The organism is Burkholderiaceae bacterium (assembly GCA_024235995.1).
Lineage (GTDB): Bacteria > Pseudomonadota > Gammaproteobacteria > Burkholderiales > Burkholderiaceae_C > Ottowia.
Map to the genome: position 1 here is coordinate 2,397,111 of JACKLI010000001.1, position 24,996 is coordinate 2,422,106.

Annotated in this window: 18 protein-coding genes and 1 pseudogene; 8 read left to right on the top strand and 11 right to left on the bottom strand. The window is 65.9% G+C overall.

Annotated elements, in window-relative coordinates; genetic code table 11:
• Positions 1-19: 19 nt before the first annotated feature.
• The 4 genes from H6927_11520 to H6927_11535 form a co-directional block, all read right to left on the bottom strand.
• Positions 20-859, bottom strand: coding sequence for an ATP-binding protein (locus H6927_11520; protein MCP5218725.1), 840 nt, complete (start codon positions 857-859; stop codon positions 20-22).
• The gene (locus H6927_11525; protein ID MCP5218726.1) at positions 828-2,354 is read right to left on the bottom strand and encodes an IS21 family transposase; all 1,527 of its coding nucleotides are present in this window, start codon (positions 2,352-2,354) and stop codon (positions 828-830) included. The genes H6927_11520 and H6927_11525 overlap by 32 nt, the downstream gene beginning before the upstream one ends.
• Before the next feature lie 109 nt (positions 2,355-2,463).
• Entirely contained in the window at positions 2,464-3,144 is a 681-nt protein-coding gene (locus H6927_11530) for an Ig-like domain-containing protein (GenBank protein MCP5218727.1), read from the bottom strand.
• Between the two features lie 283 nt (positions 3,145-3,427).
• Positions 3,428-4,387, bottom strand: a complete 960-nt coding sequence (locus tag H6927_11535) for a tripartite tricarboxylate transporter substrate binding protein (GenBank protein MCP5218728.1) — start codon at positions 4,385-4,387, stop codon at positions 3,428-3,430.
• A 203-nt stretch (positions 4,388-4,590) separates the two neighbouring features.
• Between H6927_11535 and H6927_11540 the strand changes: the two genes are divergently transcribed.
• A complete protein-coding gene (locus H6927_11540; GenBank protein MCP5218729.1) occupies positions 4,591-5,880 on the top strand; it encodes a DUF1254 domain-containing protein in 1,290 nt (429 codons plus the stop codon).
• 7 nt (positions 5,881-5,887) lie between these two features.
• Here the strand turns inward: H6927_11540 and H6927_11545 are convergent, their stop codons facing one another.
• Positions 5,888-7,114: a CoA transferase gene (locus tag H6927_11545; GenBank protein ID MCP5218730.1), complete on the bottom strand. Its 1,227-nt coding sequence runs from the start codon at positions 7,112-7,114 to the stop codon at positions 5,888-5,890.
• A gap of 106 nt (positions 7,115-7,220) precedes the next feature.
• Here H6927_11545 and H6927_11550 point away from each other — a divergent pair, with 106 nt between their 5' ends.
• The 7 genes and pseudogenes from H6927_11550 to H6927_11580 all read left to right on the top strand — a co-directional run bounded on the left by H6927_11550 (position 7,221) and on the right by H6927_11580 (position 14,601).
• On the top strand, positions 7,221-7,898 hold the full coding sequence (locus tag H6927_11550) for an SMP-30/gluconolactonase/LRE family protein (GenBank protein MCP5218731.1): 678 nt from the start codon (positions 7,221-7,223) through the stop codon (positions 7,896-7,898).
• Between the two features lie 98 nt (positions 7,899-7,996).
• Positions 7,997-10,912: a Tn3-like element IS1071 family transposase gene (locus H6927_11555; protein MCP5218732.1), complete on the top strand. Its 2,916-nt coding sequence runs from the start codon at positions 7,997-7,999 to the stop codon at positions 10,910-10,912.
• 182 nt (positions 10,913-11,094) lie between these two features.
• Positions 11,095-11,295, top strand: a complete 201-nt coding sequence (locus H6927_11560) for a Tn3 family transposase (GenBank protein MCP5218733.1) — start codon at positions 11,095-11,097, stop codon at positions 11,293-11,295.
• A 99-nt stretch (positions 11,296-11,394) separates the two neighbouring features.
• The gene (locus H6927_11565; protein ID MCP5218734.1) at positions 11,395-11,592 is read left to right on the top strand and encodes a transcriptional regulator; all 198 of its coding nucleotides are present in this window, start codon (positions 11,395-11,397) and stop codon (positions 11,590-11,592) included.
• Between the two features lie 400 nt (positions 11,593-11,992).
• Positions 11,993-12,151, top strand: a pseudogene (locus H6927_11570) (DUF4102 domain-containing protein).
• A 115-nt stretch (positions 12,152-12,266) separates the two neighbouring features.
• Positions 12,267-13,793 carry an IS21 family transposase gene (locus tag H6927_11575; protein MCP5218735.1) on the top strand — a complete coding sequence of 509 codons (1,527 nt, stop codon included), beginning with the start codon at positions 12,267-12,269 and terminating at the stop codon, positions 13,791-13,793.
• Positions 13,762-14,601: an ATP-binding protein gene (locus H6927_11580; GenBank protein ID MCP5218736.1), complete on the top strand. Its 840-nt coding sequence runs from the start codon at positions 13,762-13,764 to the stop codon at positions 14,599-14,601. The genes H6927_11575 and H6927_11580 overlap by 32 nt, the downstream gene beginning before the upstream one ends.
• 226 nt (positions 14,602-14,827) lie before the next feature.
• On the opposite strand, the gene H6927_11585 is transcribed toward H6927_11580, so the two are convergent.
• From H6927_11585 to uraD, 6 genes are all read right to left on the bottom strand, one after another.
• Positions 14,828-17,983, bottom strand: a complete 3,156-nt coding sequence (locus H6927_11585) for an error-prone DNA polymerase (GenBank protein ID MCP5218737.1) — start codon at positions 17,981-17,983, stop codon at positions 14,828-14,830.
• Positions 17,984-17,990: 7 nt separating this feature from the next.
• The gene (locus H6927_11590; protein ID MCP5218738.1) at positions 17,991-19,304 is read right to left on the bottom strand and encodes a DNA polymerase Y family protein; all 1,314 of its coding nucleotides are present in this window, start codon (positions 19,302-19,304) and stop codon (positions 17,991-17,993) included.
• Positions 19,246-20,037 carry a translesion DNA synthesis-associated protein ImuA gene (gene imuA / locus H6927_11595; GenBank protein ID MCP5218739.1) on the bottom strand — a complete coding sequence of 264 codons (792 nt, stop codon included), beginning with the start codon at positions 20,035-20,037 and terminating at the stop codon, positions 19,246-19,248. The genes H6927_11590 and imuA overlap by 59 nt, the downstream gene beginning before the upstream one ends.
• A gap of 313 nt (positions 20,038-20,350) precedes the next feature.
• The gene (locus H6927_11600) at positions 20,351-21,838 is read right to left on the bottom strand and encodes a purine permease (GenBank protein ID MCP5218740.1); all 1,488 of its coding nucleotides are present in this window, start codon (positions 21,836-21,838) and stop codon (positions 20,351-20,353) included.
• 48 nt (positions 21,839-21,886) lie between these two features.
• A complete protein-coding gene (locus tag H6927_11605) occupies positions 21,887-23,152 on the bottom strand; it encodes a M20/M25/M40 family metallo-hydrolase (protein MCP5218741.1) in 1,266 nt (421 codons plus the stop codon).
• Between the two features lie 56 nt (positions 23,153-23,208).
• Positions 23,209-24,993 (bottom strand): 2-oxo-4-hydroxy-4-carboxy-5-ureidoimidazoline decarboxylase, encoded by a 1,785-nt coding sequence (uraD, locus tag H6927_11610; GenBank protein ID MCP5218742.1) that lies wholly within the window; start codon positions 24,991-24,993, stop codon positions 23,209-23,211.
• Between the last annotated feature and the right edge of the window lie 3 nt (positions 24,994-24,996).

Here is a 24,996-nt window from a genome sequence, read left to right on the forward strand (position 1 = left end):
GGGTTGATGGATTCTTTGACTATTCGGTTGTGGATAAGTCTATCGGGTCTGCTGTTTTTCGATCTCCTTTCTGGCTCTTTGGGCGTTGCTTTGGGGGAGCCGCGCCAGCGGCACTGGAGTGCTTGAATCGCCAGCTCTCGTTGCCCGTCTCGACGATGTGGCAATGGTGCGTGAGCCGGTCAAGCAAGGCCGTGGTCATCTTGGCGTCTCCAAAGACGCTGCTCCACTCCGAGAAGGTGAGGTTGGTGGTGATCACCACGCTCGTTCGCTCATAGAGTTTGGAGAGCAGGTGGAACAGCATCGCGCCGCCCGACTGCGTGAATGGCAGGTAGCCCAGTTCATCCAGGATCACCAGATCGACGTACATCAGGCGGTGCGCCATTTGCCCGGCCTTGTTCTGCGCCTTCTCCAGCTCCAGGGCGTTGACCAGCTCCACCGTTGAGAAGAAGCGCACCCGCTTGCCATGCATGCGAATGGCCTCGATCCCCAGGCTCGTGGCCAGGTGGGTTTTACCCGTGCCGGGGCCACCAACCAGCACCACGTTGTGCGCCGACTCCACGAAGCGAAGGGTGTGCAACTGGCGCACCAGTGCTTCGTCGAGCTGCGCGTGGGCGAAGTCAAAGCCGGCGAGGTCACGGTGCGAAGGGAAGCGCGCCACGCGCATCTGGTAAGCCATGGAACGCACCTCACGCTGAGCGGTCTCGGCCTTGATGAGCTGGTGCAGCACGGCCTCATGATCCAGCGACTTCATGCGGGCGGTGCCCAGTACCTCCGGCCAGGCACTGGCCATGCCGTGCAGGCCCAGCGCTTTGAGGGCATCAATGACGTCATGCATGGTCGGACTCCGGTGATGCCTCATGAGGCTGGACGTTGCGCAGTGCGTCGTAGCGCTGCAGGTTGGCCAGTGGCGGCGTGTTGAGCTTGAGCATCGTGGCCACCGGTGGCTCGGGCACGCGCTGCTCCTTCAGACGCGAGAGCACGTTGAGCACGTGCTCGGCACTCACCCGCCCGGACTGCAGCGCCAGCTCTACCGCCACCACCACGGCCTCCAGTCCATGCAGGCTCACCCCCATGAGCACCTGCGCCATCACCCTGTCGCCACCGCTGTGGCGCAGCAACTGGCGCTGCATTTCCTGCAGTGGCTCGGGCATGGTCTTGAAGGGCGCGCCGTTGCGCAGCGCGCCGGGCTTTCGCTCGATGAGCGCGATGTAATGCATCCAGTCGTAGAGCGTCTGATCACGTTCGAAGCTGCGCGCCAGGCGCACCTGTCGCCCATCGGGCCCGACCACCAGCAGGCCATCCGCGTAGGCCCGCAGACTGACCACCGCATGAATCCATTCACACGGCACGCTGTAGCGGTTGCGCTGGAAGTGGATCAGTGCGGTCGCAGAGACCCGTACCGGCTGCTCCACGTAGCCATCAAACGCACGGGGGTTGGGCATGAGACGAGCACGTTCGTCCTGCCAGACATCGGCCACCGTGAGCTGAGTCCATTCCGGGTGACTCATCTCAGCCCAGGCCTTCACGCAGGCCTGCTGCAACCAGTCGTTGAGTTCACCAAGCGTCCCCCAGCGCCGCTCGCTGGCCTCACGCCAGATGTCCTTGCGCCGATCCTGAACGTTCTTCTCCACGACCCCCTTCTCCCAGCCGGCGGCCCGGTTGCAGAACTCCGGCTCGAACAGGTAGTGCCCGGTCATCGCCTCGAAGCGTGCATTGACGCTGCGCTGTTTGCCATGGCCGACCTTGTCCACAGCGGTCTTCATGTTGTCGTAGATGCCCCGCCGGGGCACGCCACCGAAGAGGGCGAACGCCCGTGCGTGCGCATCGAACAGCATCTCGTGCGCTTGGCTGTAGTACGCCACCAGGCAGAAGGCGCGACTGGCCGCCAGCTTGGTGTGTGCCACTTCCAGGCGGCGGCGCAGCCCGCCGATGAACAGGTACTCGCAGCTCCAGTCGAACTGGAACGCCTCGCCCAACTCGAAGCTCAGCGGCACGAACCCCGCACCACGCGCAGCGTTGCCTTGCTCTTGCTGCCAGCGCTGGGCAAAGGCGTAGACCGGCCCTCGGCTGCCGCTGTAGCCCTGCGCGCGCAGCGCCTCAAACATGGCCTTGATCCCGCGTCGATCGCGTTTGCTGCGATGGCTATCGGCCTTGAGCCATTGGCTCAACTGCTCCTTGTACGGATCCAGGATGCTGGGGCCCGACACCCGCTGCGGGTATCGGGGTTCGGCCATCTGCCCGTCTTTGAGCCACTTGGTGGCTGTGTTGCGCGAGATGCCCAGGCGCCGGCTGGCCTCGCGCACCGACACGTCCTGCCTCAGCACGAGGCGGCGTAACTTGCTCAATGTGCTCACGTTGATCACTCCTGCTCCCCCGTGCTGAAAAATTCAGCAGGATAGAGCGGCAACGTGGCTCAAATTTCAACGTGAATGCGTCCCGAAATGGCCCAGCTTTGGAAATGAATCAACAGTTCTCGCCGGGTGGAACGACGTTCATTGCTTCGGCCAGCGCGGTGGCGTAGGCGGTGCCATCGGGACCCGAGGCCTTACCCGTCGCCGCATTGTGCCAAGCGCCCCGGGAAAGGCGACGCCCTTGCAGGTCGCGGATCCCATCGGTCACCACGAGCAGGTAGCGGGCGTGCTCCGCCAGCAGTTGGTCGCTCTCTACGAAGATGGTTTTCGTCGCAGAATCCCACGTCGCCTGGTTGATTCCTACTCGCTGACCACGCGCGGCGCCGGTTTGCGCATCACCCACCTGCAGCAGGTAAACGGTGTCGGTTGTGATCGTGGCGGGATCGATGTCGCCGGTGAAGGGGATCGAGATGCGCGGTTGCGTATTGAACCCGTCGAGCGTGTTGATCAGGCTCAGGTCCGCGCAGTCGCTCACGCGCACACTGCAGTCAGGAAGCGGCAGCGCAATCCGCCGAGCCGTGTACTGGGTGGTGTCGGAGACGGTGAAGCGGTCCGACGGGAACGGCGTAGCGTCCACGCTGGAGGTACTGAGCTGGACGCTCACGTCCGAAAGCTCCTCGCCGCCGGAGCACCCGACGGCGAGAACCGAACATGCGGCCAGCGCCGAGAGGAAAGCTGCGGACCGCGGGAAACGGCCTGCGTTGGAGTCGGGGAAGGGGCGAGGGATGCGCATGTTGTCTCCTGTTGGATTGGCTTCTTGCCTTCATGCACACCAGCAACGCGCCAGGCCGCATGAAGGCAGATCCGGACGATATCGAGCCGTCGAGCCTGCGCACTATCGGTCCGTGCAAAGTTGGTTTCAAGGATGGAGACTTGGAACTGGTCTGCGTTCTTGCCCACGCGGAAGCTCACGAAAAACGTTCCGCCGCGACAAGTCCAGCAGTCTCGACCTGCGAGCTTTCTCAAGGTAAAAGCGCCGCAAATGCGGCGCTTTTACCTGCTTGCGTCCGCGGGCCCTACCGCCCCTGCTTCGGCAGGTTCAGGCTCTGCAGCACCGGCAGCCAGCGATCCGCCTCGACCTGGATGAATTTCGCCAACTGTTCCGGCGTTCCACCCCGCGGCTCCATGCCGATGGCCTGGGCCTTCTCCACGAACTGGGGGTCGGCGATCACGTCGTTCACGGCCCGGTTCAGCCGCTGGATTACATCCTTTGGCGTGGCCGCGGGGACTGACAGCGAATACCACAGGGTGGCCTCGAGGTCGAAGCCCTGCTCCTTGAAGGTGAGCGCTTCCGGCACCTGCGGCATGCGCTTGCTGTCCATCACGCCCAGCACGCGCAGCCTGCCGCTGCGGATGTGCGGCAGCGAGCCGGTGATCGAGGTGCCGTGGATGTCGATGTTGCCGCCCAGCAGGGCCTGCACCGCCGGCGAGTCGCCGCTGAAGGGGATGTGCGTGGTGCTGATGCCCAGCGACTTTTCGAAGCTCATGGGTGCCAGGTTGGTCAGGATGGCCGCGCCGGGGGAACCCCGGTTGATCTTGCCCGGGTTCTTCTTGGCGTACTCCACCATCTCCTTGATGTTCTTGTACGGCAGGTCGGTGCGGCCGACGATGATCGCCGGCTGGTAGGCGATCTGCGACACCGGCGCGAAGTCCTTCTGCGGGTCGTAGGGCAGCTTGTCATACAGCACCGTGTTGTTCGCCAGCGTGCCCAGCGAGGACACCAGCACCGTCAGCCCGTCAGGCTGCGAGCGCGCCACGTAGTCGGCGGCGACGATGCCGCTGGCGCCGGGCCTGTTCTCCACGATGGTCTGCATGCCGCGCTTGGTCAGCTCCGCCGCGAGCAGGCGCACGTACTGGTCAGTACCGCCACCGGCGTTGAAGGGAACGACGATGCGGGTTGCCTGCTGCGCCTGGGCACTGCCGAGGGCGGCACAGAGGCCGAGCAGCATTCCTGAAAAGATCCTGCGAGAAATCACCTTTGTCTCCTTGCCCTCTGGTGGGCCTGTGCCTGTGGAAGTGATGCGCCGAACGCGGCGGATGATCGGCGTGTGGAAGTCAGTCTAGTAGCGGCCCCGGCGACGCGACCTGCAAGGTATGAAAAGCTGGTTTCCATGCCGTGCACGGGCACGCGGGCGAGGCGGGGCCACGATGGACGGCCTGATTGCAGCGATCCCGCCCCATGCACACCGCACCCGAAACCCCTTCTTCGCGCCAGGCCCTCTGGGCCATGTACACCGCGGTCCCGGCCGTGGTTGCGGGTTATCCCTTGCTCGAGGCTTTGCAGGCCTGCCGGCGCCAGGCCATGGCCGCCGAGCCCGGCCCCGGTCGCGCGCCGTTCAACCGGATCGCGCACAGCACCCGCACCTGGATGCACGGCGACCGCGATTTCAACACGCCCACCGTCGACCTTCTGTACAGCAACGCCTGGATCGACCTGCGGCAGGGCCCGGTCGTGCTGGAGATTCCGGCGCGCAGCCGCTTCTTCGTCGTACAACTGCTGGATGTCCACACCGAGAACTTCTTCAACCTCGGCACGCGCAATGTCCCTGCCGGGGGGGCCCGCTACGCGCTGCTGCCGCCGGGCGCGCCCGCCTCGCTGGCGCCCGCGGGAACGCAGGCCGTGCCATGTCCCTCCGCCCTGGTCTGGCTGCTCGGGCGGGTGATCGTCGATGGCGCGATGGACCTGTCGGCGGCCCGCGCGGTGCAGGAGGGTTTCGTGCTGCACGGGACCGCCGTGGGGAGCCCTTTCCCTTGCCTGGGGCAATGGACCGACACGGGCGATGCTGCGCTCGACTTCTTCGCCAACCTCAGCCGCGCCCTGCAGGATTTCCCGCCGCCGGCTGCGCTGCGCGCACCCCTTGAAATGCTCTCGGGCCTGCTGCCGCCGGGCGCGTCTCCGTCCGGGCTGCGCCCCCTGGTCGTGGACGGGCTGCGGGGCGCCTGGCGCGAAGCCATGGCATTGATCGAAGCCCATACGCATGCGGCATCGCGCGCCCCTTGGCGCTTCTCGACCCGGCTCGGGCGCTTCGGCCAGGACCACATGCTGCGCGCAGCCACCGCCTGGAAGGGCATAGGCGCGCTGGCCGCCGACGAGGCGATCTATGCCGCCGCCGACTACGACCAGCACGGCGACCTGCTGCATGGACAGCACACGTTCCGCATCCGCTTCACCGACGGCGGCGACCTGCCGGCGGATGCCTTCTGGTCCATCACGCTGTACGGCGAAGATCGCTTCCTGCCTGCCGTTGCGCCGCAGCGCCATGCGCTCGGCAGCCGCAGCGGCCTGGTGAAGGACGCCGACGGCAGCCTGAGCCTGCACATGGGCCAGCGGCCACCGGCGGGAGGACCCCAGTCCAACTGGCTGCCGGCGCCCGACGCCCCGTTCTACCTGGTGCTGCGCCTGTACCACCCGCAAGCGCGCCTGCTGGAAGGCCGCTACGCTTTTCCCGCGGTGGAACGGCTGGACTGAAGAGCCCCTACGCTGGCACCGCCCTGGTCGCTTCCATCTTCACCACTCCCTGCTCGCGCAGCATCGCGATCTCCTCGCTGCTGAAGCCTGCCTCGCGCAGCACCTCCGCGGTATGCGCGCCATGTCCCGGCGCCGCCTGCGTCGCCTGCCGCGGTGTGTCGCACAGCGCGTACGGCAGGCCGAAGGTGGTGTAGCCCGCCTGGCTGCCGTTGGTCGCGGCCTCCACCACCATGCCGCTGGCGCGGAAGTCTTCGCCCGCGAGCACGTCGGCGTAGCTGCGCACCACGCCCACCACGATGTTGTTGCGCGTCAGCAGCTCCACGCACTCGCGCGTGCCTAGCCGAGCCAGCTGCGCGCCCACCGCCTCCTTCATCGCCGGACGATTGGCCACCCGCAGTTCGTTCGTGGCAAAGCGCGGGTCGCCACCCAGCTCCGGTGCGCCTATGGTCTCGCACAGCCGCAGCCAGTGCGCCTGCACGTAAGCCGACACCACCACCATGCCGTCGCGCGTGCGGAAGATGTCCGCCGCCGGCGCCGCCATCGGCTGGCCGTCGCCGCTGCGCGTCGGCTCCACGCCGCGCACCAGGTAGTCGCTGAAGTTCGGCAGCTGCAGGTTCAGCGCCACTTCCAGCAGCGAGATGCGGATGGTCTCGCCGAGACCGGTGCGCTCGCGCCGGAACAGCGCGGCCAGCACCGCCTGGGCCGCCACCTGCACGGTTGCCGTGTCGACGATGGTCACGCCGACCTTCTGCGGCAGTCCCTCCGGCTCGCCGGTGACGGACATGAGGCCGCTCTCGGCCTGGGCGGCGATGTCGTAGCCGGGCCGGTCGCGCGAGGCAGCGGCAGCCGGAAAACCGGTGATCGCGACATAGACCAGGCCGGGTTGCACGGCGCGCAGCGTGTCCGCACCCAGGCCCAGGGCCTCGGCGGCGCCCGGTCGAAGGTTCTGCACCAGCACGTCGGCGCGCGCGACCAGGCGCCGGGCGATCTCCAGCCCGCGCGGCTGGCGCAAATCCAGCGCGATGGATTTCTTGCCGCGGTTGTAGGCACGCAGCATGGCGTGGCCGAAGTGCCCGGTGTGGCGGGCGGCATCGCCTTCCAGCGACTCGATCTTCACCACCTCGGCGCCCAGGTCGCCCAGTGTCATGGCGGTGCCCGGACCGGCGATGTAGTTGCCGAGTTCGACGACGCGCAGGCCCTGCAGGGGCGGCAAGGGGGTGGACTGTGTGTTCATCTGCGGGACTCTAGGAGTGGCTGCCCGGCGCGGCGCGCGCAGCGCTGCAAAGCAGCTTTGCGTCCCGCGCAGCCGCCGGCCTCCGCGGCGTCGCGACACTCGGGGCATGGACATACGGCGGCTGGGACACACGACCGACCTGCTGGGCGAAAGCCCCTGCTGGGACGCACGGGCCCAGGCCCTGTGCTGGGTGGATTCCCTGGCCGGCACCCTGCGGCGCGCCTGGCCGGCCACAGGCCGCGAAGAAGCGCACGCGCTGCCACCGCCGGTCGGCTCCATTGCGCCGTGCGCCAGCGGCGCGGTGGTCGCCGCGCTGAGGAACAGCTTCGTGCGCTACGACTTCACGACCGGTGCCGTGGAGCCGCTCGCCCGCATCCCGGTGGACCACCCGAACGTGCGCCTCAACGACGGGAAGTGCGATCCCTGGGGCAACTTCCTGGCGGGCACCATGCACATCCACCGCCAGCCCGGCGAGCCCCTGTTGGGTGGCCTCTACCGGCTGCGCCCGGACCGCACGGTCGAACGGCTGGCGGACGACATCGCCTTCACCAACGGCCCCTGCTTCAGCCCCGACGGCACCACGCTCTACGTGGCGGACACAGTGGTGCGGACGATCTGGGCCTACGACTATGCGCCGCAAGGGCCGCTGCGCCACCGCCGTGCCTTTGCCCTGACCGAAGCGCTGGGCTCCGGCCCGGACGGCGCCACCGTCGATGCCGAAGGTTGCGTCTGGACGGGGGGTCTCCTCGTTTTCAGTGCAATAAGTGACGGTACGCAAAGCTAGCACTGGCGCGGGGGTGGTCTGGGTAGACCGTTGATTTCATTGACTTTCCTGTTCGCTTTGTAAACGGGTATGGTGGCCTCCCACTTTTGAGGTTCACGATGCAGGGTTGGCACACAACGTTTTTGGGGATGCGTGGGCTCCCCCGCGATATCAGCGACTTCGAGATGAAGGCATTTTTCACCTTCGATGGTGCCGAGCGCGACGCAATCAATGCACGCCGAGGTGATTCCCACAAGCTTGGTCTGGCGCTCCATATTGGTTTCCTGCGCATGAGTGGGCGTTTGCTCGGTGCCTTTCGGGTAATTCCAGTAGCCTTGTGGCGCCACCTTGGCAACGAGCTTGGCATTGCAGCACCAGAAGTCGCCTCGCTGAGAGCCATGTATGAACGCGGGCGCACGCTATTCGATCACCAACAAGTAGCCTGCACGGTCCTTGGATTCCAGTGGATGAGCGAGCACCAGCGCCGCTCACTGGTACGTGAACTGCGCGACGAAGTGGCGCGCTGCGCCGACCGCGATCAGCTACTCGTGCGGGCGCGTCAATGGCTGTACAAGAACAAGCTGGTGATCGTGCACGAGCGGGCAATTCGGACACTGATTGCGGCGGCACTTGCCCAGCTTGAAGTTGAAACAGGCACCGCCATCGCCGCCAGCGTTGATCCAGCAACACTTGATCGCTGGCGAGCCTCAGTTTCAGAGCTGCGCCCAGATGGACAAACCCAGCAGAGTTGGCTATGGGCTGCACCGGCGAAACACTCAACCCGCCAAATCAGCGAGGTACTGGAGCGCATCGACCTGCTTTACACGCTGGACGTTCATAAGCACCTGGCAGACATCCCCGATCTCATCTTGCGCCGCTACGCGCGCCGACTTGTCTCCAGGCCGCCCTCAGCCGGAGCCAAGATCAAAGAGCCAGCGCGCACCGTGGAGGTCGCATGCTTTCTTCGGTATTGCCTGTTCACCACCACAGACCAGTTGATCCTTATGGTGCAGCGCCGGATCGCCGATCTGTGGCGTCAGGCTGCCGCCGATGTCCCCGCTACCGTCAATTGGGCCGCAATGTACAAAACGCTGCTCGGCGAACTTGTTGCCTTGAGCGCGCAAGGTGCGGTGCCAGATGCTGAGTTGCGTGCCCGTCTTGAAGCCTTGATCACCGAAACCCAGAAACGCAAACCACCGAGCAGGGCCTCCCTGGTCCGCGAGGGATTGATTGATGGAATTCGCCCCGTGCGGTCGTTGCTCGTCGCCATTGCAAAGCTGCCCTGGCAGGCCACCGGCGAGCATCCTGCCATCGAGTACCTTGCCAAGCTGCAAGCTTTATATCTCAAAGGATCCAGAAAGCTGCCAGTTGAAGTGGTGGCACCAAGTCTGGGAATGATCTGGCAGGTTTCGATCTCCAGCCCAGACCGGGAACGGGCGTTTCAGGCGTTGGAGGTGGCCACCCTGTTTGCCCTGCGCCGCGCGGTGCGCAATGGCTCGGTCTGGATTGAGCACAGCCTGAGCTTTCGGGGTCGTGCGCGCTTGTTCTTCACGGACGAGCGTTGGCAGGCAGAGTCCAAGAAACACTATGCCCGTCTATCGTTACCCAGCAAGGCTGCCACTTTCTTGAAGCCTTTGCTGGCCAGAGTAACTGCCGGTGTCGATGCGGTGGCCGCTGCAGCCCGCAGTGGCGTACTGCGCGTGGATGATGAACTCCATTTGTCGCCATTGCCCGCAGAGGACGAAGACCCAGAAGTGACCAAGCTGCGCGCGGCTTTGGATCACCGCATCGGTGAGGTTCAATTGCCGGAAGTGATTCTGGCCGTTGACGCCCAGGTGCGCTTTAGCTGGATCATGCTCGGACGTGAGCCGCGCTCTACCGACGAGCTGCTGATGGTCTATGCCGGCATCATGGCCCACGGCACCAGTCTGACTGCGGTCGAATGCGCGCGCATGATTCCGCAATTGTCTGCCACCAGCATTCGCCAGGCCATGCGCTGGGCGCGGGACGAACGGCGTCTGAGCCAGGCCTGCCAGGCTGTGCTGGAATTCATGCAGCGACACCCGATTGCCGCCACCTGGGGGCGGTCCGATTTGGCATCTTCTGACATGATGAGCATGGAGACCACCAAACGGGTGTGGCAAGCCCGGCTTGATCCTCGGCGCAACACACCTTCCATTGGAATCTACTCCCATGTAAAAGACCGGTGGGGCATCTTCCATGCGCAGCCCTTTGTGCTCAATGAGCGCCAGGCGGGCGTGGCCATTGAAGGTGTCATCCGCCAAGAAAAGCTGGAGACCAGCCAGCTTGCTGTGGATACCCATGGCTACACCGACTTTGCCATGTCACATGCCCGTTTGCTTGGTTTTGATCTTTGCCCGCGGTTGAAGGAACTCAAACAGCGCCACCTCTTTGTGCCACGCGGCACCAAAGTGCCCGCAGAAATCGCTGCGGTGTGCGAAGCCAATGTCGACGTCGCTTTGATCGAAAAGCATTGGGATAGTCTGGTGCACCTGGCAGCCTCGGTCATGAGCGGACATGCCAGTGCGGTGGCAGCTCTTGCGCGGTTCGGTTCTGCCGCCCAGGGCGATCCAATCTATGAGGCTGGCGTGCAATTGGGGCGGTTGCTGCGTACGGCGTTTTTGGCTGACTACTTTGTCAAGGACGCTTTCAGGAACGAGTTGCGCCGGGTGCTCAATCGGGGCGAGGCTGTTAACGCCCTCAAGCGCGCCATTTATACCGGCCGGATCAGCCCGGCGCAGGCCAAACGTGTCGATGAAATGCAGGCTGTGGCCGATGCGTTGAGCCTGATGGCCAACATCGTGATGGCGTGGAATACCTCACAGATGCAGGCGGTCCTGGATCGCTGGTCGAACCGCCGCCAGGTCATTCCACCGGAACTGATCGGGAAGATTGCGCCCACCAGGCTGGAGAGCATCAACTTGCGGGGTGTGTTTCGCTTCCCGGTTGACCGCTATGCTGACCAAATCCTGCCTTCGCGGCCAAATGCATCGATAACTGGCACCAATGGATGAAACCGACCACGGTTTGACGCCACGAATCGCAGATTTGAAAGTGAACAGGAAAGTCAATGAAATCAACGATCTACCAACACCACCTCCGCGCCAGTGCTAGCTTTTCGTACCGTCACTTATTGCACTGAAAACGAGGAGACCCCTACCGGGCTAGCGGCCTCAATCTGGTAACGGCTGCCGTCGTGTTGTGGAACACGGTCTATCTGGAACGGGCTGCGCACGCGCTGCGTGGCAACGGCCATGCCGTTGATGACGCGCTGTTGCAGTACCTGTCGCCGCTCGGTTGGGAGCACATCAACCTCACCGGCGATTACCTCTGGCGCAGCAGCGCCAAGATCGGCGCGGGCAAGTTCAGGCCGCTACGACCGCTGCAACCGGCTTAGCGTGCTTTATTTTCCGTTTTCTGAGGCGACCCCTTGACTGATCGGCTGGGAGGGAGGTGGATAGACTTCTGGTTTTTAGAACGTCGCTATGGTGTCAGCATGAAACTGAACGAAGAAAACGAACCGTTCTTCATCACCGAGGACATGGCCGCCGAGATGGCTGCTGCCGGCTACGAGTTCAAGCCTCCCGGCCATGCCAGAACGAAGAGCGTCCGCGACCTGTACGGATGGCAGCCTGGGGAGACTCTGGAGCAGGCCATTGCCCGTCAACAGCGAAGGCAGTGTTCATCCTCTTGATCTGAGTATGGCATTATTCATGGCATTAGTTGGTTGCCGTATTGTAAGTCATTGATATTTAACATGGTTTTGTGACTATAGATAATCGAGTGGGAGTGAATTTAGGTCCTTCAAGGACTATCGCCAGCTATCGACAAGGCTGCCGTAACGTGTTGATTTAGAAGGAAATACGTCTCGGCATCTATCGGTAGCTATCGCCGGCCAGCAAAAACGGTTGACGGTAGCGCTGACGGTAAGAATTGATGCGCAATTAAGACACTCTCGTTCACTATTGAGACTTTTACCGTCTTTGACGGTAAAAGCCTTCTCGGGAAAGCTTGTTTCATGCGGCTTTCCGGGCATCAGCGGGTCTCCTGGTCCCTGACGGTAAAAGCCGTCAAAAAAACAGGAGAAAACCTCGATGCTGACCGACACAGCGCTGCGCAATCTGAAGCCTAAGTCCTTGACTTATAAGGTTTCTGACCGAGATGGGATGTACGTGACGGTATCGCCCGCAAATACCGTCACCTTCCGCTACGACTACCGTCTCAACGGCCGCCGCGAGACCTTGACCATCGGCTGTTGATTCATTTCCAAAGCTGGGCCATTTCGGGACGCATTCACGTTGAAATTTGAGCCACGTTGCCGCTCTATCCTGCTGAATTTTTCAGCACGGGGGAGCAGGAGTGATCAACGTGAGCACATTGAGCAAGTTACGCCGCCTCGTGCTGAGGCAGGACGTGTCGGTGCGCGAGGCCAGCCGGCGCCTGGGCATCTCGCGCAACACAGCCACCAAGTGGCTCAAAGACGGGCAGATGGCCGAACCCCGATACCCGCAGCGGGTGTCGGGCCCCAGCATCCTGGATCCGTACAAGGAGCAGTTGAGCCAATGGCTCAAGGCCGATAGCCATCGCAGCAAACGCGATCGACGCGGGATCAAGGCCATGTTTGAGGCGCTGCGCGCGCAGGGCTACAGCGGCAGCCGAGGGCCGGTCTACGCCTTTGCCCAGCGCTGGCAGCAAGAGCAAGGCAACGCTGCGCGTGGTGCGGGGTTCGTGCCGCTGAGCTTCGAGTTGGGCGAGGCGTTCCAGTTCGACTGGAGCTGCGAGTACCTGTTCATCGGCGGGCTGCGCCGCCGCCTGGAAGTGGCACACACCAAGCTGGCGGCCAGTCGCGCCTTCTGCCTGGTGGCGTACTACAGCCAAGCGCACGAGATGCTGTTCGATGCGCACGCACGGGCGTTCGCCCTCTTCGGTGGCGTGCCCCGGCGGGGCATCTACGACAACATGAAGACCGCTGTGGACAAGGTCGGCCATGGCAAACAGCGCAGCGTCAATGCACGCTTCGAGGCGATGACCGGGCACTACCTGTTCGAGCCGGAGTTCTGCAACCGGGCCGCCGGCTGGGAGAAGGGGGTCGTGGAGAAGAACGTTCAGGATCGGCGCAAGGACATCTGGCGTGAGGCCAGCGAGCGGCGCTGGGGGACGCTTGGTGAACTCAACGACTGGTTGCAGCAGGCCTGCGTGAAGGCCTGGGCTGAGATGAGTCACCCGGAATGGACTCAGCTCACGGTGGCCGATGTCTGGCAGGACGAACGTGCTCGTCTCATGCCCAACCCCCGTGCGTTTGATGGCTACGTGGAGCAGCCGGTACGGGTCTCTGCGACCGCACTGATCCACTTCCAGCGCAACCGCTACAGCGTGCCGTGTGAATGGATTCATGCGGTGGTCAGTCTGCGGGCCTACGCGGATGGCCTGCTGGTGGTCGGGCCCGATGGGCGACAGGTGCGCCTGGCGCGCAGCTTCGAACGTGATCAGACGCTCTACGACTGGATGCATTACATCGCGCTCATCGAGCGAAAGCCCGGCGCGCTGCGCAACGGCGCGCCCTTCAAGACCATGCCCGAGCCACTGCAGGAAATGCAGCGCCAGTTGCTGCGCCACAGCGGTGGCGACAGGGTGATGGCGCAGGTGCTCATGGGGGTGAGCCTGCATGGACTGGAGGCCGTGGTGGTGGCGGTAGAGCTGGCGCTGCAGTCCGGGCGGGTGAGTGCCGAGCACGTGCTCAACGTGCTCTCGCGTCTGAAGGAGCAGCGCGTGCCCGAGCCACCGGTGGCCACGATGCTCAAGCTCAACACGCCGCCACTGGCCAACCTGCAGCGCTACGACGCACTGCGCAACGTCCAGCCTCATGAGGCATCACCGGAGTCCGACCATGCATGACGTCATTGATGCCCTCAAAGCGCTGGGCCTGCACGGCATGGCCAGTGCCTGGCCGGAGGTACTGGGCACCGCCCGCATGAAGTCGCTGGATCATGAGGCCGTGCTGCACCAGCTCATCAAGGCCGAGACCGCTCAGCGTGAGGTGCGTTCCATGGCTTACCAGATGCGCGTGGCGCGCTTCCCTTCGCACCGTGACCTCGCCGGCTTTGACTTCGCCCACGCGCAGCTCGACGAAGCACTGGTGCGCCAGTTGCACACCCTTCGCTTCGTGGAGTCGGCGCACAACGTGGTGCTGGTTGGTGGCCCCGGCACGGGTAAAACCCACCTGGCCACGAGCCTGGGGATCGAGGCCATTCGCATGCATGGCAAGCGGGTGCGCTTCTTCTCAACGGTGGAGCTGGTCAACGCCCTGGAGCTGGAGAAGGCGCAGAACAAGGCCGGGCAAATGGCGCACCGCCTGATGTACGTCGATCTGGTGATCCTGGATGAACTGGGCTACCTGCCATTCACGCAGTCGGGCGGCGCGATGCTGTTCCACCTGCTCTCCAAACTCTATGAGCGAACGAGCGTGGTGATCACCACCAACCTCACCTTCTCGGAGTGGAGCAGCGTCTTTGGAGACGCCAAGATGACCACGGCCTTGCTTGACCGGCTCACGCACCATTGCCACATCGTCGAGACGGGCAACGAGAGCTGGCGATTCAAGCACTCCAGTGCCGCTGGCGCGGCTCCCCCAAAGCAACGCCCAAAGAGCCAGAAAGGAGATCGAAAAACAGCAGACCCGATAGACTTATCCACAACCGAATAGTCAAAGAATCCATCAACCCAGTGGCTCAATATTCAACGTGATCACTGGCTCAGTTGTGCTGATGAATCAACACCCAGGCCGTTGTGACGGCGCCTGGGGTGGCATCAACCTTCAATCCATGTGAAGGCCGCCTGGATACTGCCGTGACGCCGAACTTCCACGAGATCTGCGCGGGCATGTGGCCGGCTCAAACGAGCTCGATCCTCTATTGACGAAATTCCGCCGCTCAGTGGAAATCCCGGCTACCGCCCACCACGTCCGCAAGCTTTCCCAGCAGCGGCGTCAAATCCTCCAGCCGGCTCGCCACCAGGCTGCAGGCATCGCCTTCGCGCTGCCAGCGGCCGTGCACCGCCAGCAGCTTGGCGTGCAGCAGCTTATTGCGCTGGCGCTCGCTGACTCTGGTCCAGACCACCACCTGGACCGAGCCCGTCTCGTCCTCCAGAGACACGAAGATCACGCCCTTGGCCGTGCCAGGCCGCTGGCGTACGGTGACGATGCCGCAGTAGCGGGCCCAGCGTCCGTCGGGAAGGTTGCGCAGCTCCTGCGCGGTCTGCAGCCGACGTTTGCGCAGCAGTGGTCGGATCAGGGCCAGCGGATGCCGGCGCAACGTAAGGCCCATGCTCGCGTAGTCGAAGACCACTTCCTCGCCTTCCGGCGCCGGCGGCAACTCCAGGAACGCCTCGCCGACCGGCGCATCGCGCAGCAGCTCGGGTGCGGCCTTCAGCGCGCTCGCTTCCCAGACCTGCTGGCGCCGGTGGCCGGCCAGGCTGGCCAGCGCGTCCGCGCCTGCCAGCCGGCGCATCTCGGATTCGTCCAGCCCGGCCCGGCGGGCCAGGTCCTCCGCATCGTCGAAGAGCGCCAGTGCCCGTGCTTCCATCAGGCGTTCGACGGCAGCGCGCCGCAGGCCCGACACCATGCGCAGGCCGAGGCGCACGGCAGGCCGGTGAGAGGAGGGCGATCCTTCGAGCGTGCAGTCCCAGTCGCTGGCCAGCACGTCGGCGGGCAGGACCTCGACGCCATGGCGTTTCGCGTCCTGGACCAGTTGGCTGGGCGAGTAGAAGCCCAGCGGCTGGCTGTTGAGCAGGGCCGCCAGGAACTCCGAGGGGTGGTGGCGCTTGATCCAACAGCTCGCATAGACCAGCAGCGCGAAGCTGGCGGCATGGCTTTCGGGGAACCCGTATTCGCTGAAGCCCTTGATCTGCTCGAAGATGGACTCGGCAAACGATGCCTCATAGCCCCGCGCCGTCATGCCGTCGACGAGCTTGACGTAGTATTTTTCGAGGCCCCCCTTGCGCTTCCAGGCGGCCATGGAGCGGCGCAGCTGGTCCGCCTCGCCAGGCGTGAAGCCCGCGGCCAGCACCGCCACCTGCATCACCTGCTCCTGGAAGATCGGCACACCCAGCGTGCGGCCCAGGGCTTCCTCCAAGGCCGCGCTGGGGTAGCTCACCGGCTCCTTGCCCTGGCGCCGGTTGAGGTAGGGATCAATCATGCCGCCCTGGATGGGGCCCGGCCGGATGATCGCCACCTCGATCACCAGGTCGTAGAAGCACCGGGGTCGCAGGCGCGGCAGCATGCTCATCTGCGCGCGGCTCTCGATCTGGAACACGCCGATGGTGTCGGCCTTGCAGACCATGTCGTAGGTCTCGGGGTCTTCCGGTGGAATGTTCTGCATTTCGAAGACCTGGCCCTGGCGGTCGCCAATGAAGACCAGGGCCTTGCGCAGTGCCGTCAGCATGCCCAGCGCCAGCACGTCCACCTTGAGCAGGCCCATGGCATCGAGGTCGTCCTTGTCCCACTCGATGACCGTGCGGTCCTCCATGGCCGCGTTCTCGATCGGCACCATCCGCGACAGCGGCCCACGCGTGAGCACGAAGCCACCCACATGCTGGCTCAGGTGGCGCGGAAACCCGATCAACTGGCCCGTGAGCAGGATCATCTGCCGGGCTTTCAGGCCTTCGGGCTGCAGGCCCGCTTCGAGCAGCTGCTCGGGTGCGATGCCCCTGCCATCCCACCACTGGCGGCCCTGGGCCAGGGCGTCGAGCACCTCGTCCGCCAGGCCCAGCGCCTTGCCGACATCCCGGATGGCGCTGCGCGGCCGGTAGCTGATCACCGCCGCCGTCAGCGCGGCCCGCTCGCGGCCGTACTTCTCATAGAGGTACTGGATCACTTCCTCGCGCCGCTCGTGCTCGAAGTCGATGTCGATGTCCGGCGGCTCGTTGCGCTCCTTGGAGATGAAGCGCTCGAACAAGACCGCCATGCGTGCCGGATCGACCTCGGTCACGCCCGTGCAGTAGCACACCACCGAATTGGCCGCGCTGCCGCGGCCCTGGCACAGGATATTGCGCGAACGCGCAAAGGCCACGATATCGGCCACCGTCAAGAAGTAGTGCTCATAGCGCAGCTCGGCGATCAGGGCCAGCTCATGCTCGATCTGGTGCTGCACCTTGGCCGGGATGCCATCCGGCCAGCGCCGGCCGGCCCCCTCGTAGGTGATGCGGCGCAGATAGCCGGCCGGGGTCTCGCCGGCCGGCACCACCTCGTCCGGGTACTGGTAGCGCAGCTCGTCCAGGCTGAAGCCGCATCTCGCCGCTACCCTCAGCGTCTCGGCCAGCAGCCCGGCCGGATAGGTCTGGGCCAGCCGCAGGCGCGAGCGCAGGTGCCGCTCGGCATTGGGCTGCAGGGCCCGGCCGCACTCGGCCAGGGGCTTGCCGATGCGCGTGGCCGTGAGCACATCCTGCAATGGCTTGCGCGAGCGCACGTGCATGTGCACGTCGCCGGCCGCCACCAGCGGGATGGCCGTGAGTTCGCTGACCTCGCGCAGGCGGTGCAGCCACATCTCGTCGTCGAACTGGCGCAGCAGTTCGACCGCGATCCAGCAGCGTCCCATGAAGTTGCCCAGCATCCAGCGCGCGACGGCCAGCAGCTGCGCTGAACTGCCGCGCCGCTCGGGCGAGACCAGCACCAGGCAGTCGGCCAGGGCCGGCGGGTCGATGTCGCTCAGCCGCAGCCGGTAGGTTCCCTTCTTCTCGGAGGCTCGGCGCAGCCGGGTGATGAACTCGCACAGGTTGCCGTAGCCGTCGGCATGGCAGGCCAGCACCACCAGCGTGAAGGGGCACAGCTCTCCATCCTGCGGCGTCTCCACCTGGAACTGGCTGCCGATCAGCAGCTTCAGTCCATGCTCCTTGGCCGCCACATGCGCGCGCACCACGCCGGCCATGGAGCACTCGTCGGTGATCGCCAGGGCGGCGTAGCCCTGGTGCCTGGCGCGCGCCACCAGCTCCTCGGGATGGCTGGCGCCCCGCAGGAACGAGAAATTGCTGAGGCAGCGAAGCTCGGCGTATTCGGGAATGGCAGAGGAGGGCGGTGAAGATGATGTGGCCATGGCGCGCTCAGGCAAAGCTTCCATGCAGGTACCAGGCGATGTCGTCGCCCGCCAGCCGCTGCTGGAAGATCCACAGCAGGCCGGCGCACTCGCTCAGCGCCACCCAGTAGTCGCGCATGACGTGGTGGGTGTCGAGGGACGTTGCCTCGTCGACCGGGTGCCACCAGCCGCCCTCGATCCGGTGCGGCCCGGTCAGCAGCATCAACGGGCCCTGGTACAGCGGCCGATGGTCGCGCACCAGTAGGCGCAGGGGCTGAGGCAGGATGAAGCTCGGCTGCGGCACCTCGGGTGGCAAGACCCGCTGCCGGGGCAGGGGCAGGGGCGCGGGCCGCCAATGCTGGGCCCATTCGACGCGGTGGTCCTCGGCCACGACCGGGCGCAGCACATGCTCAGGGCCCAGCCTGGCAGCAATGCGTTCAAGCACCAGCGCCAGCGACTCGCCATCGTTCTTGCGGTCCGGCAGCAGCGAAGCGCTGATCTCCACGAGGGGGAGCACCTCATTGGCGGACAGCACCAGGTCGCCGACGGGGGCCTGCAGCTCGACATGGGCCAGGTGCTCGGCCAGCAGACGGCACAGGTGCTCCAGGTTGCGCATGGGCTGCGCCGTCCGCACCGTCAGCTCGCCGCCGTCGTCAGTGTCCCGTGAGCGCATGGCATCGTGCGCCCAGTGCAGGGTGAAGGTGCTGATGCCGGCATGGCGCGCCGCGAGCCAGCCGCACAGCTGCATCAGCAGCCGGCGCGCACCGAACAGCAGGGCGGGCGCCGTATCGACGCGGCTCATCAGCTCCAGCCGCGCGCGGAAGGTCTCCGGAATCTGGGCCCATGCATGCACTTCGGGACGCAGCCCATAGGCCATGTCGAAGGCACCCAGGAGCTCCTTGCCGAAGCGCCGGCTGAGCCCACCGCGCGGCAGGCGCCGCACATCCCCCAGGGTCCGGCAGCCAAGCTGGGCCAGCGTGACGCGGTGCGGCCCGGTGGCTGACAGCGTGTCCAGCGGTAGGGCATCGAGTAGCTGGGCCAGCGGCAGGCGCAGGCCGTTCACGATCCCGGCGCGCGCACAGGCCAGCGCGGCCAGGCTGTTCGGGGCCCAGGCGATGGCGGTGCAGCCCAGTTCGGGCGCCTCCTCGCGCAGGCGCTCGTGCAGCGCCCGGCGCCCGCCGAACAGGCGCAGGCTGGCCCCCAGCTCCAGCACAACGGCTTCGTCGGCGTATGCCACGCGGGGCGTGAATTGCAGGGCCCAGGTGGCAAGTCCGGTGAGCGCATCACTGGAGGGCGGCGTTGGGCTGGAAGGCGGTGATGGCGACAGGGCGACCCACTGCATGGGCGGGCACCTTCTGGCTGAAAAGACGGCTGGGCATGCGCAGCCGCGGCGTGATGACGGGGCCCAGCGCGCCGGGCAGGGAGGGCAGCCTGATGGGTTCCTCCATGGTGGGTCCGCGGCGCTTGAGGACCTGCACCTGCAGCTCCCAATCCAGGCCGACGCGGGCGAGCAGTCGCAGCGGCGCGGCCGACGATGCGTGCCGGGCGGATTCGGGGCGACACAGGAACACCAGCCCGTCGCAGGACTGGGCGCAGACCTGCAGCCGGCGCAGCTGCTCGTGGCGTACCTGGGGCAGCCAGGCGATGACGGCGCCGCAGGCGTTCGACTTGATCAGTTGCTCGGTGACCCAGAGCCGTTCGGCGGGTTGCTCTGCCTGGATCCAGACAAAGCGGCGTTCGTCCAGGCCGGCCTGCTGCAGGCCGGGGAGATAGGGGTGCCGGGGCGGCGCGACCGCCACGATCTGGCGCTCCTGCGCGGTCACGAGCTTCAGCGCCGGCCCCAGCAGGCGCCATTCCAGGATGCCCGGCTGGGGTGCCAGAACCTCGGTCAGGGAACGGCTGGGCCAGCCACCGCCGGGTAGAACATCGTCCAGTTGCTCCCACCCCGTCGGCTGTACTGCCGTGGCCTGTCGGCTCAGCTCGCTGCCCAGCCAGAGACCGGGCAGGTCCAGGCCCAGAGCGGCAGGGGGCTCGGTATCGGGACTTCTCTTGAGAAAGCGGGACAGGGCAGCCATGATGAATACTGTATTTTTACACAGTATTCAATACAGCCCCTTTTATCTGCCGATGGGTTTGTCGCAATGCACATCGCCTCGTAGGCCCTCTGCACCAGACGCCGGACTGGTGGTGCCAGATCGCCCCCACCAGGTAGATCTTGCTGGAGTCAGATGAGGTCCTTCGAGGACTATCGCCAGTTATCGAAAATAAGACGTAACGTATTGGTTTGGAAACAATACGTTACGTAAGCTGTTGGTGGCTACCGCTGGCCAGCGGAACAGGTTCACGGTAAGGCCTTACCGTGAATCCCTTGAACCAGCAGATGCCAGCTCAATGCGCCTCGGCCTGCTTGGCCGCGCGCACCACGGCCTCGGTGTCGCCCTTGGCGCCGTTGAAGATCAGGTTCAGCAGCACGGCGGCGATGGAGGCCAGCACGATGCCGGACTCGATCAGGATGTGGATGGAGTGGGGCATCCACTGCAGGTAGCGGGGCGCGATGACGGGGATCATGCCCACGCCGATGGACACGGCCACGATCAGCGCGTTGTTGCGGTTGCCGGCAAAGTCCACGCCGCCCAGGATGCGGATGCCGGTGGCCGCCACCATGCCGAACATGACGATGCCGGCGCCGCCCAGCACCACCGTGGGCAGCGATTCGACCAGCGCCGCCATCTTGGGCAGCAGGCCCAGCAGGATCAGGATGATGCCGCCGGCCACGCAGACGAAGCGGCTCTTGATGCCGGTGACGGCCACCAGGCCCACGTTCTGCGAGAAGCTGGTGTAGGGGAAGGTGTTGAAGATGCCGCCCAGCAGGGTGCCCAGGCCGTCGGTGCGCAGGCCGCGCGAGAGCATGGGCTGGGTGACCTTCTTGTCGGTCATCTCGCCCAGGGCCAGGAACATGCCGGTCGATTCGATCATCACCACCAGCATGATCAGCGACATGGTGAGGATGGACACCGGGTCGAAGATCGGCATGCCGAAGTGGAAGGGAACGATGACGTCCACCCACTTGGCCTGGGCCACCTTGTCGAAGTTCATCATGCCGCTGGCCGCGGCCACGATGCCGCCCACGACGATGCCCACCAGCACCGAGATGTTGGCCAGGAAGCCCTTGGCGAACTTGGCCACCAGCAGGATGGTGACCAGCACGATGGCCGACACCCCGATGCCCGACAGCGGCGCGTAGCGCGGGTTGGGCAGGGTGGGCGCCAGCGCCAGCCCCTGCGGCACGGCCGGCACGCCGGACGCGCCGGTGGCCGCGGCGCTGCGCAGGGTGCTCAGCCACTCGCTGTGCTCGGGCTGCACGATCAGCGGCGCCGTGGGGCCCACGGGCACGCCGAAGATCCAGTTGATGCCCACGCGCATCAGGTCGATGCCGATCACGGCGATGATGGTGCCGGTGACCACGGGCGGAAAAAACCGCAGCATGCGGCTGACGCCGGGTGCGATGACGATGGAGATGATGCCGGCGCCGATGATGGAGCCGAACAGCAGCCGCGCGCCGTCGGTGCCGGGGTTGCTGCTGGCGATGGCCACCATGGGGCTGACGGCGGCGAAGGTCACGCCCATCATCACCGGCAGCTTGACGCCGAACCACTGCGTGACGCCGAAGGCCTGGATCAGGGTGGCCAGGCCGCAGCAGAACAGGTCGGCCGAGATCAGCATGGCCACCTCGTGCGCGGGCAGCTTGAGGGCGCGGCCGACGATCAGCGGCACGGCGATGGCGCCGGCGTACATCACCAGCACGTGTTGCAGACCGAGCGCGGTCAGCTTGCCGGTGGGCAAGCGCTCATCGACGGGATGGACGGGGGTGCTCATGTTGTCTCCTGGTCTTTGCCTCTGTCGGGCGGTGGGTGGTGGGCGAAATCAGTTCAACAGGTCGGCCAGCGTGCGCGCGACGACCTTGGTGGCGCGGCGCAGGTCCTGCAGGTCGACGCGCTCGTCGTTGCGCTTGGCGTGGCTCTCCAGCACGGTGCGCGGACCGGCGCCGTAGATGACGCCGGGAATGCCGCGCTCCACGTACAGGCGCACGTCGGTGTACAGCGGGGTGCCGACGGCGGGCGGCTTGGCGCCGAACACGGCCTCGGCGTTGCGCTGGATGGCCTCCACCAGCGGCTGGTTGCCGGGCAGCGGGGTCATGGCGTTGGCCAGCAGCATGCGCCGCACGTCGGTGCGCACCGCGTCCTCGCCCTTCACGCCGCGCCAGCGGTTGAAGTGGCGCGTGGCGCCCTCGATCACCTTGCGGATGCGCGCCTCGACCTTGGCCGGGTCTTCCTCGGGGATCATGCGGCGGTCGAGCTTGAGCACCACCTTGCCGGGAATGACGTTGGTGTTGGTGCCACCCTCGATGCGGCCGATGTTGAGGTACGGGTGCTCGATGCCAGCCACCTTGGACCTGACCTTCTGATAGACGGTGTTCTCGGCGTACAGCGCGTTCATGATGAACACCGCCGCCTGCAGCGCGTCGACGCCGGTGCGGGGCACCGCCGCGTGCGCCATCCGGCCCTGGATGGTCACCTCCATCTGCAGGCAGCCGTTGTGCGCGGTCACCACCTCGTAGCTGAAGCCGGCGGCAATCATCAGGTCGGGCCGGGTCAGGCCCTTCTCCAGCAGCCAGCCGGGGCCCAGCAGGCCGCCAAATTCCTCGTCGTAGGTGAAGTGCAGCTCGACCGTGCCGCGCGTGGGCCGGGCCACCGCTTCCAGCGCGCGCACGGCGAAGCTGAAGGTGGAAAAGTCGCTCTTGCTGACGGCGCTGGCGCGGCCGAACAGCTGGCCGTTCTCGATCTCGGCGCCGTAGGGGTCGTGCGTCCAGCCTTCGCCGGGCGGCACCACGTCGCCATGGGCGTTGAGGGCGATGGTTTTGCCGCCGTTGCCGTAGGGCCGGCGCACGATCAGGTTGGTGATGCTCTGCATGCCGTAGTCGCGCACCTCCTGCTCGGGCACGGCGTGCCTTTCGGCGTCGAAGCCCCAGGCCTTGATCAGCTCGGCGGTGCGCTCGGCGTGCGGGGCGTTGTTGCCCGGCGGCGTGTCGGTGGGCACGCGCACCAGTTGCTGCAAAAACTCGACCTGCTCGTCGAAGTGCTGGTCGATCCAGGCGTCGAGCTGGGCGTGGAGGGTGGCGGTGTCGGTCATGGTTTTTTAATCAAAAGTGGTTCTGGCCCGCGTGGATCAATAGCGGGCAGCTATCGTTATTGAAGTTTTCCGGCCGCCACGGCGTCCAGCAGGTGCTGCATGGCGCGCACCGCCAGCTCCATGTCGTCGGCGGTGGTCGATTCGAGCGGGTTGTGGCTGATGCCGGCGTTCTCGCCACGCACGAACAGCATGGCCTGGGGCATCACCTCGTGCAGCTTCATGGCGTCGTGGCCGGCGCCGCTGGGCAGGCGAAACACCGGCAGGCCCAATGATTCGACGGCCGCTTCCCAGCGCTTTTGCCAGGCCGGCGCGCTGGGCGCGGCGCTGGCGCGCATGGTCTCGGCCAGCTGGCACTGCAGGCTGCGGCGCTCAGCAATGGCGCGGGCCTCGGCCACGATGTCGGCGGACAGGGCGTCGCGCTGGGCGTCGCTCGGCGCGCGCAGGTCTAGGCTGAAGCCGCAGCGCCCGGGCACCACGTTGATCGAGCCGTTGGGGACCTGGAGCATGCCCATGGTGGCCACCGAGTCGCCGTCGCGCGCGGCGCGCTGCTCGATGAACAGCGCCAGCTCGGCGGCGGCGCAGGCGGCGTCGCGGCGGCGGTTCATGGGCGTGGTGCCGGCGTGGCTGGCCTGGCCCACGTATTCGCCCACGTAACGCACGCTGGCGTTGATGGAGGTGACGATGCCCAGCGGCAGGTTCAGCTCGTTCAGCACCGGGCCCTGCTCGATGTGCACCTCGACGAAGCCCAGGTAGTCCTGCGGGTCGCGGCGCAGCTTGGGGATGTCGTCGATGCACAGGCCGGCGTGCTGCATGGCCTGGCGCAGGGTGATGCCGTCGGCATCCTGCTGCTCCAGCCACTCGCGCCTGAAGTCGCCCACCAGCGCGCCCGAGCCCAGGAAGGTGGCCTTGTAGCGCTGGCCTTCCTCCTCGGCAAAGCCCACCACCTCGAAGTGAAACGGCAGGCGCCGGCCGGCGCGGTGCAGCTCGCGCACGCAGGCGATGGGCACGAAGATGCCCAGGCGTCCGTCGTACTTGCCGCCGTTGCGCACGGTGTCGTAGTGGCTGCCGGTGAGCAGGGTCTTGGGCCGGGCCACGGCGGGGTCGGCGTCGTAGCGGCCCACCACGTTGCCCACGGCGTCGACGTGCACGCTGTCGAAGCCGGCGTCGCGCATCACCTGGCTGATGCGCTGGGCGCAGGCGCGGTGCGCGTCGGTCAGGTAGGTGACGGTGAGCTGGCCGGCCTCGGCAAAGCCCGGGTCGCTGTGCTGGGCCAGCTTTTCGTGCCAGTCCCACACCTCGTTGCCCAGCGCGGGTGGGGCGGCGAACTTGTCGGCCAGGCGGATCTCGGCGATGCGGTGGATTTGGCGCAGCGCCTCGGCGCGCTCGAAGTCGGGGTGGCCCGCCAGGCGCCGCGCGAAGGTGTCGATGATCTGCTGCTTGCCCAGGCCGCTGCCGCGCGGGCCGCGCACGCACAGCACGAAGGGGAAGCCGAAGCGGGCGTTGTAATCGCGGTTGAGCTGCTGGATGCGCGCCAGCTCCTCGGGCGTGCAGGCGGTCAGGCCCGCGCGGGTTTGCTCGCCGGTGGATTCGGGGGTGAGCGTGCCCGCCTGCATGGCCTTGCCCGCCAGCTCCGGGTGGGCGCGGATCAGCGCCAGCTGGGCGTCCACGCCGGCCTTGTCCAGCACGTCGGCCATGGCGTGCTTGAGCTGGGCCAGCGAGCGGAAGGGCCGCGCCTGCACGGCCCGGGCGGCGATCCAGGGCGTGTGCTCGTACAGGCCATCCAGCATCAGCTCGGCCTCGGCCGGCGAGGCGCGGTTGAATTCGTCCAGCGTATGCGACATGGC

Excerpts from the sequence above, each read along its gene's own strand:
- H6927_11555 (MCP5218732.1), top strand. The coding sequence starts at position 7,997 with ATGCAGGGTTGGCACACAACGTTTTTGGGGATGCGTGGGCTCCCCCGC.
- H6927_11580 (MCP5218736.1), top strand. The coding sequence starts at position 13,762 with ATGAGGCATCACCGGAGTCCGACCATGCATGACGTCATTGATGCCCTC.
- H6927_11545 (MCP5218730.1), bottom strand. The coding sequence starts at position 7,114 with ATGAACACACAGTCCACCCCCTTGCCGCCCCTGCAGGGCCTGCGCGTC.
- H6927_11605 (MCP5218741.1), bottom strand. The coding sequence starts at position 23,152 with ATGACCGACACCGCCACCCTCCACGCCCAGCTCGACGCCTGGATCGAC.
- H6927_11540 (MCP5218729.1), top strand. The coding sequence starts at position 4,591 with ATGCACACCGCACCCGAAACCCCTTCTTCGCGCCAGGCCCTCTGGGCC.
- H6927_11565 (MCP5218734.1), top strand. The coding sequence starts at position 11,395 with ATGAAACTGAACGAAGAAAACGAACCGTTCTTCATCACCGAGGACATG.
- H6927_11520 (MCP5218725.1), bottom strand. The coding sequence starts at position 859 with ATGAGGCATCACCGGAGTCCGACCATGCATGACGTCATTGATGCCCTC.
- H6927_11600 (MCP5218740.1), bottom strand. The coding sequence starts at position 21,838 with ATGAGCACCCCCGTCCATCCCGTCGATGAGCGCTTGCCCACCGGCAAG.
- H6927_11590 (MCP5218738.1), bottom strand. The coding sequence starts at position 19,304 with ATGCAGTGGGTCGCCCTGTCGCCATCACCGCCTTCCAGCCCAACGCCG.
- imuA (MCP5218739.1), bottom strand. The coding sequence starts at position 20,037 with ATGGCTGCCCTGTCCCGCTTTCTCAAGAGAAGTCCCGATACCGAGCCC.
- H6927_11585 (MCP5218737.1), bottom strand. The coding sequence starts at position 17,983 with ATGGCCACATCATCTTCACCGCCCTCCTCTGCCATTCCCGAATACGCC.
- uraD (MCP5218742.1), bottom strand. The coding sequence starts at position 24,993 with ATGTCGCATACGCTGGACGAATTCAACCGCGCCTCGCCGGCCGAGGCC.
- H6927_11530 (MCP5218727.1), bottom strand. The coding sequence starts at position 3,144 with ATGCGCATCCCTCGCCCCTTCCCCGACTCCAACGCAGGCCGTTTCCCG.
- H6927_11550 (MCP5218731.1), top strand. The coding sequence starts at position 7,221 with ATGGACATACGGCGGCTGGGACACACGACCGACCTGCTGGGCGAAAGC.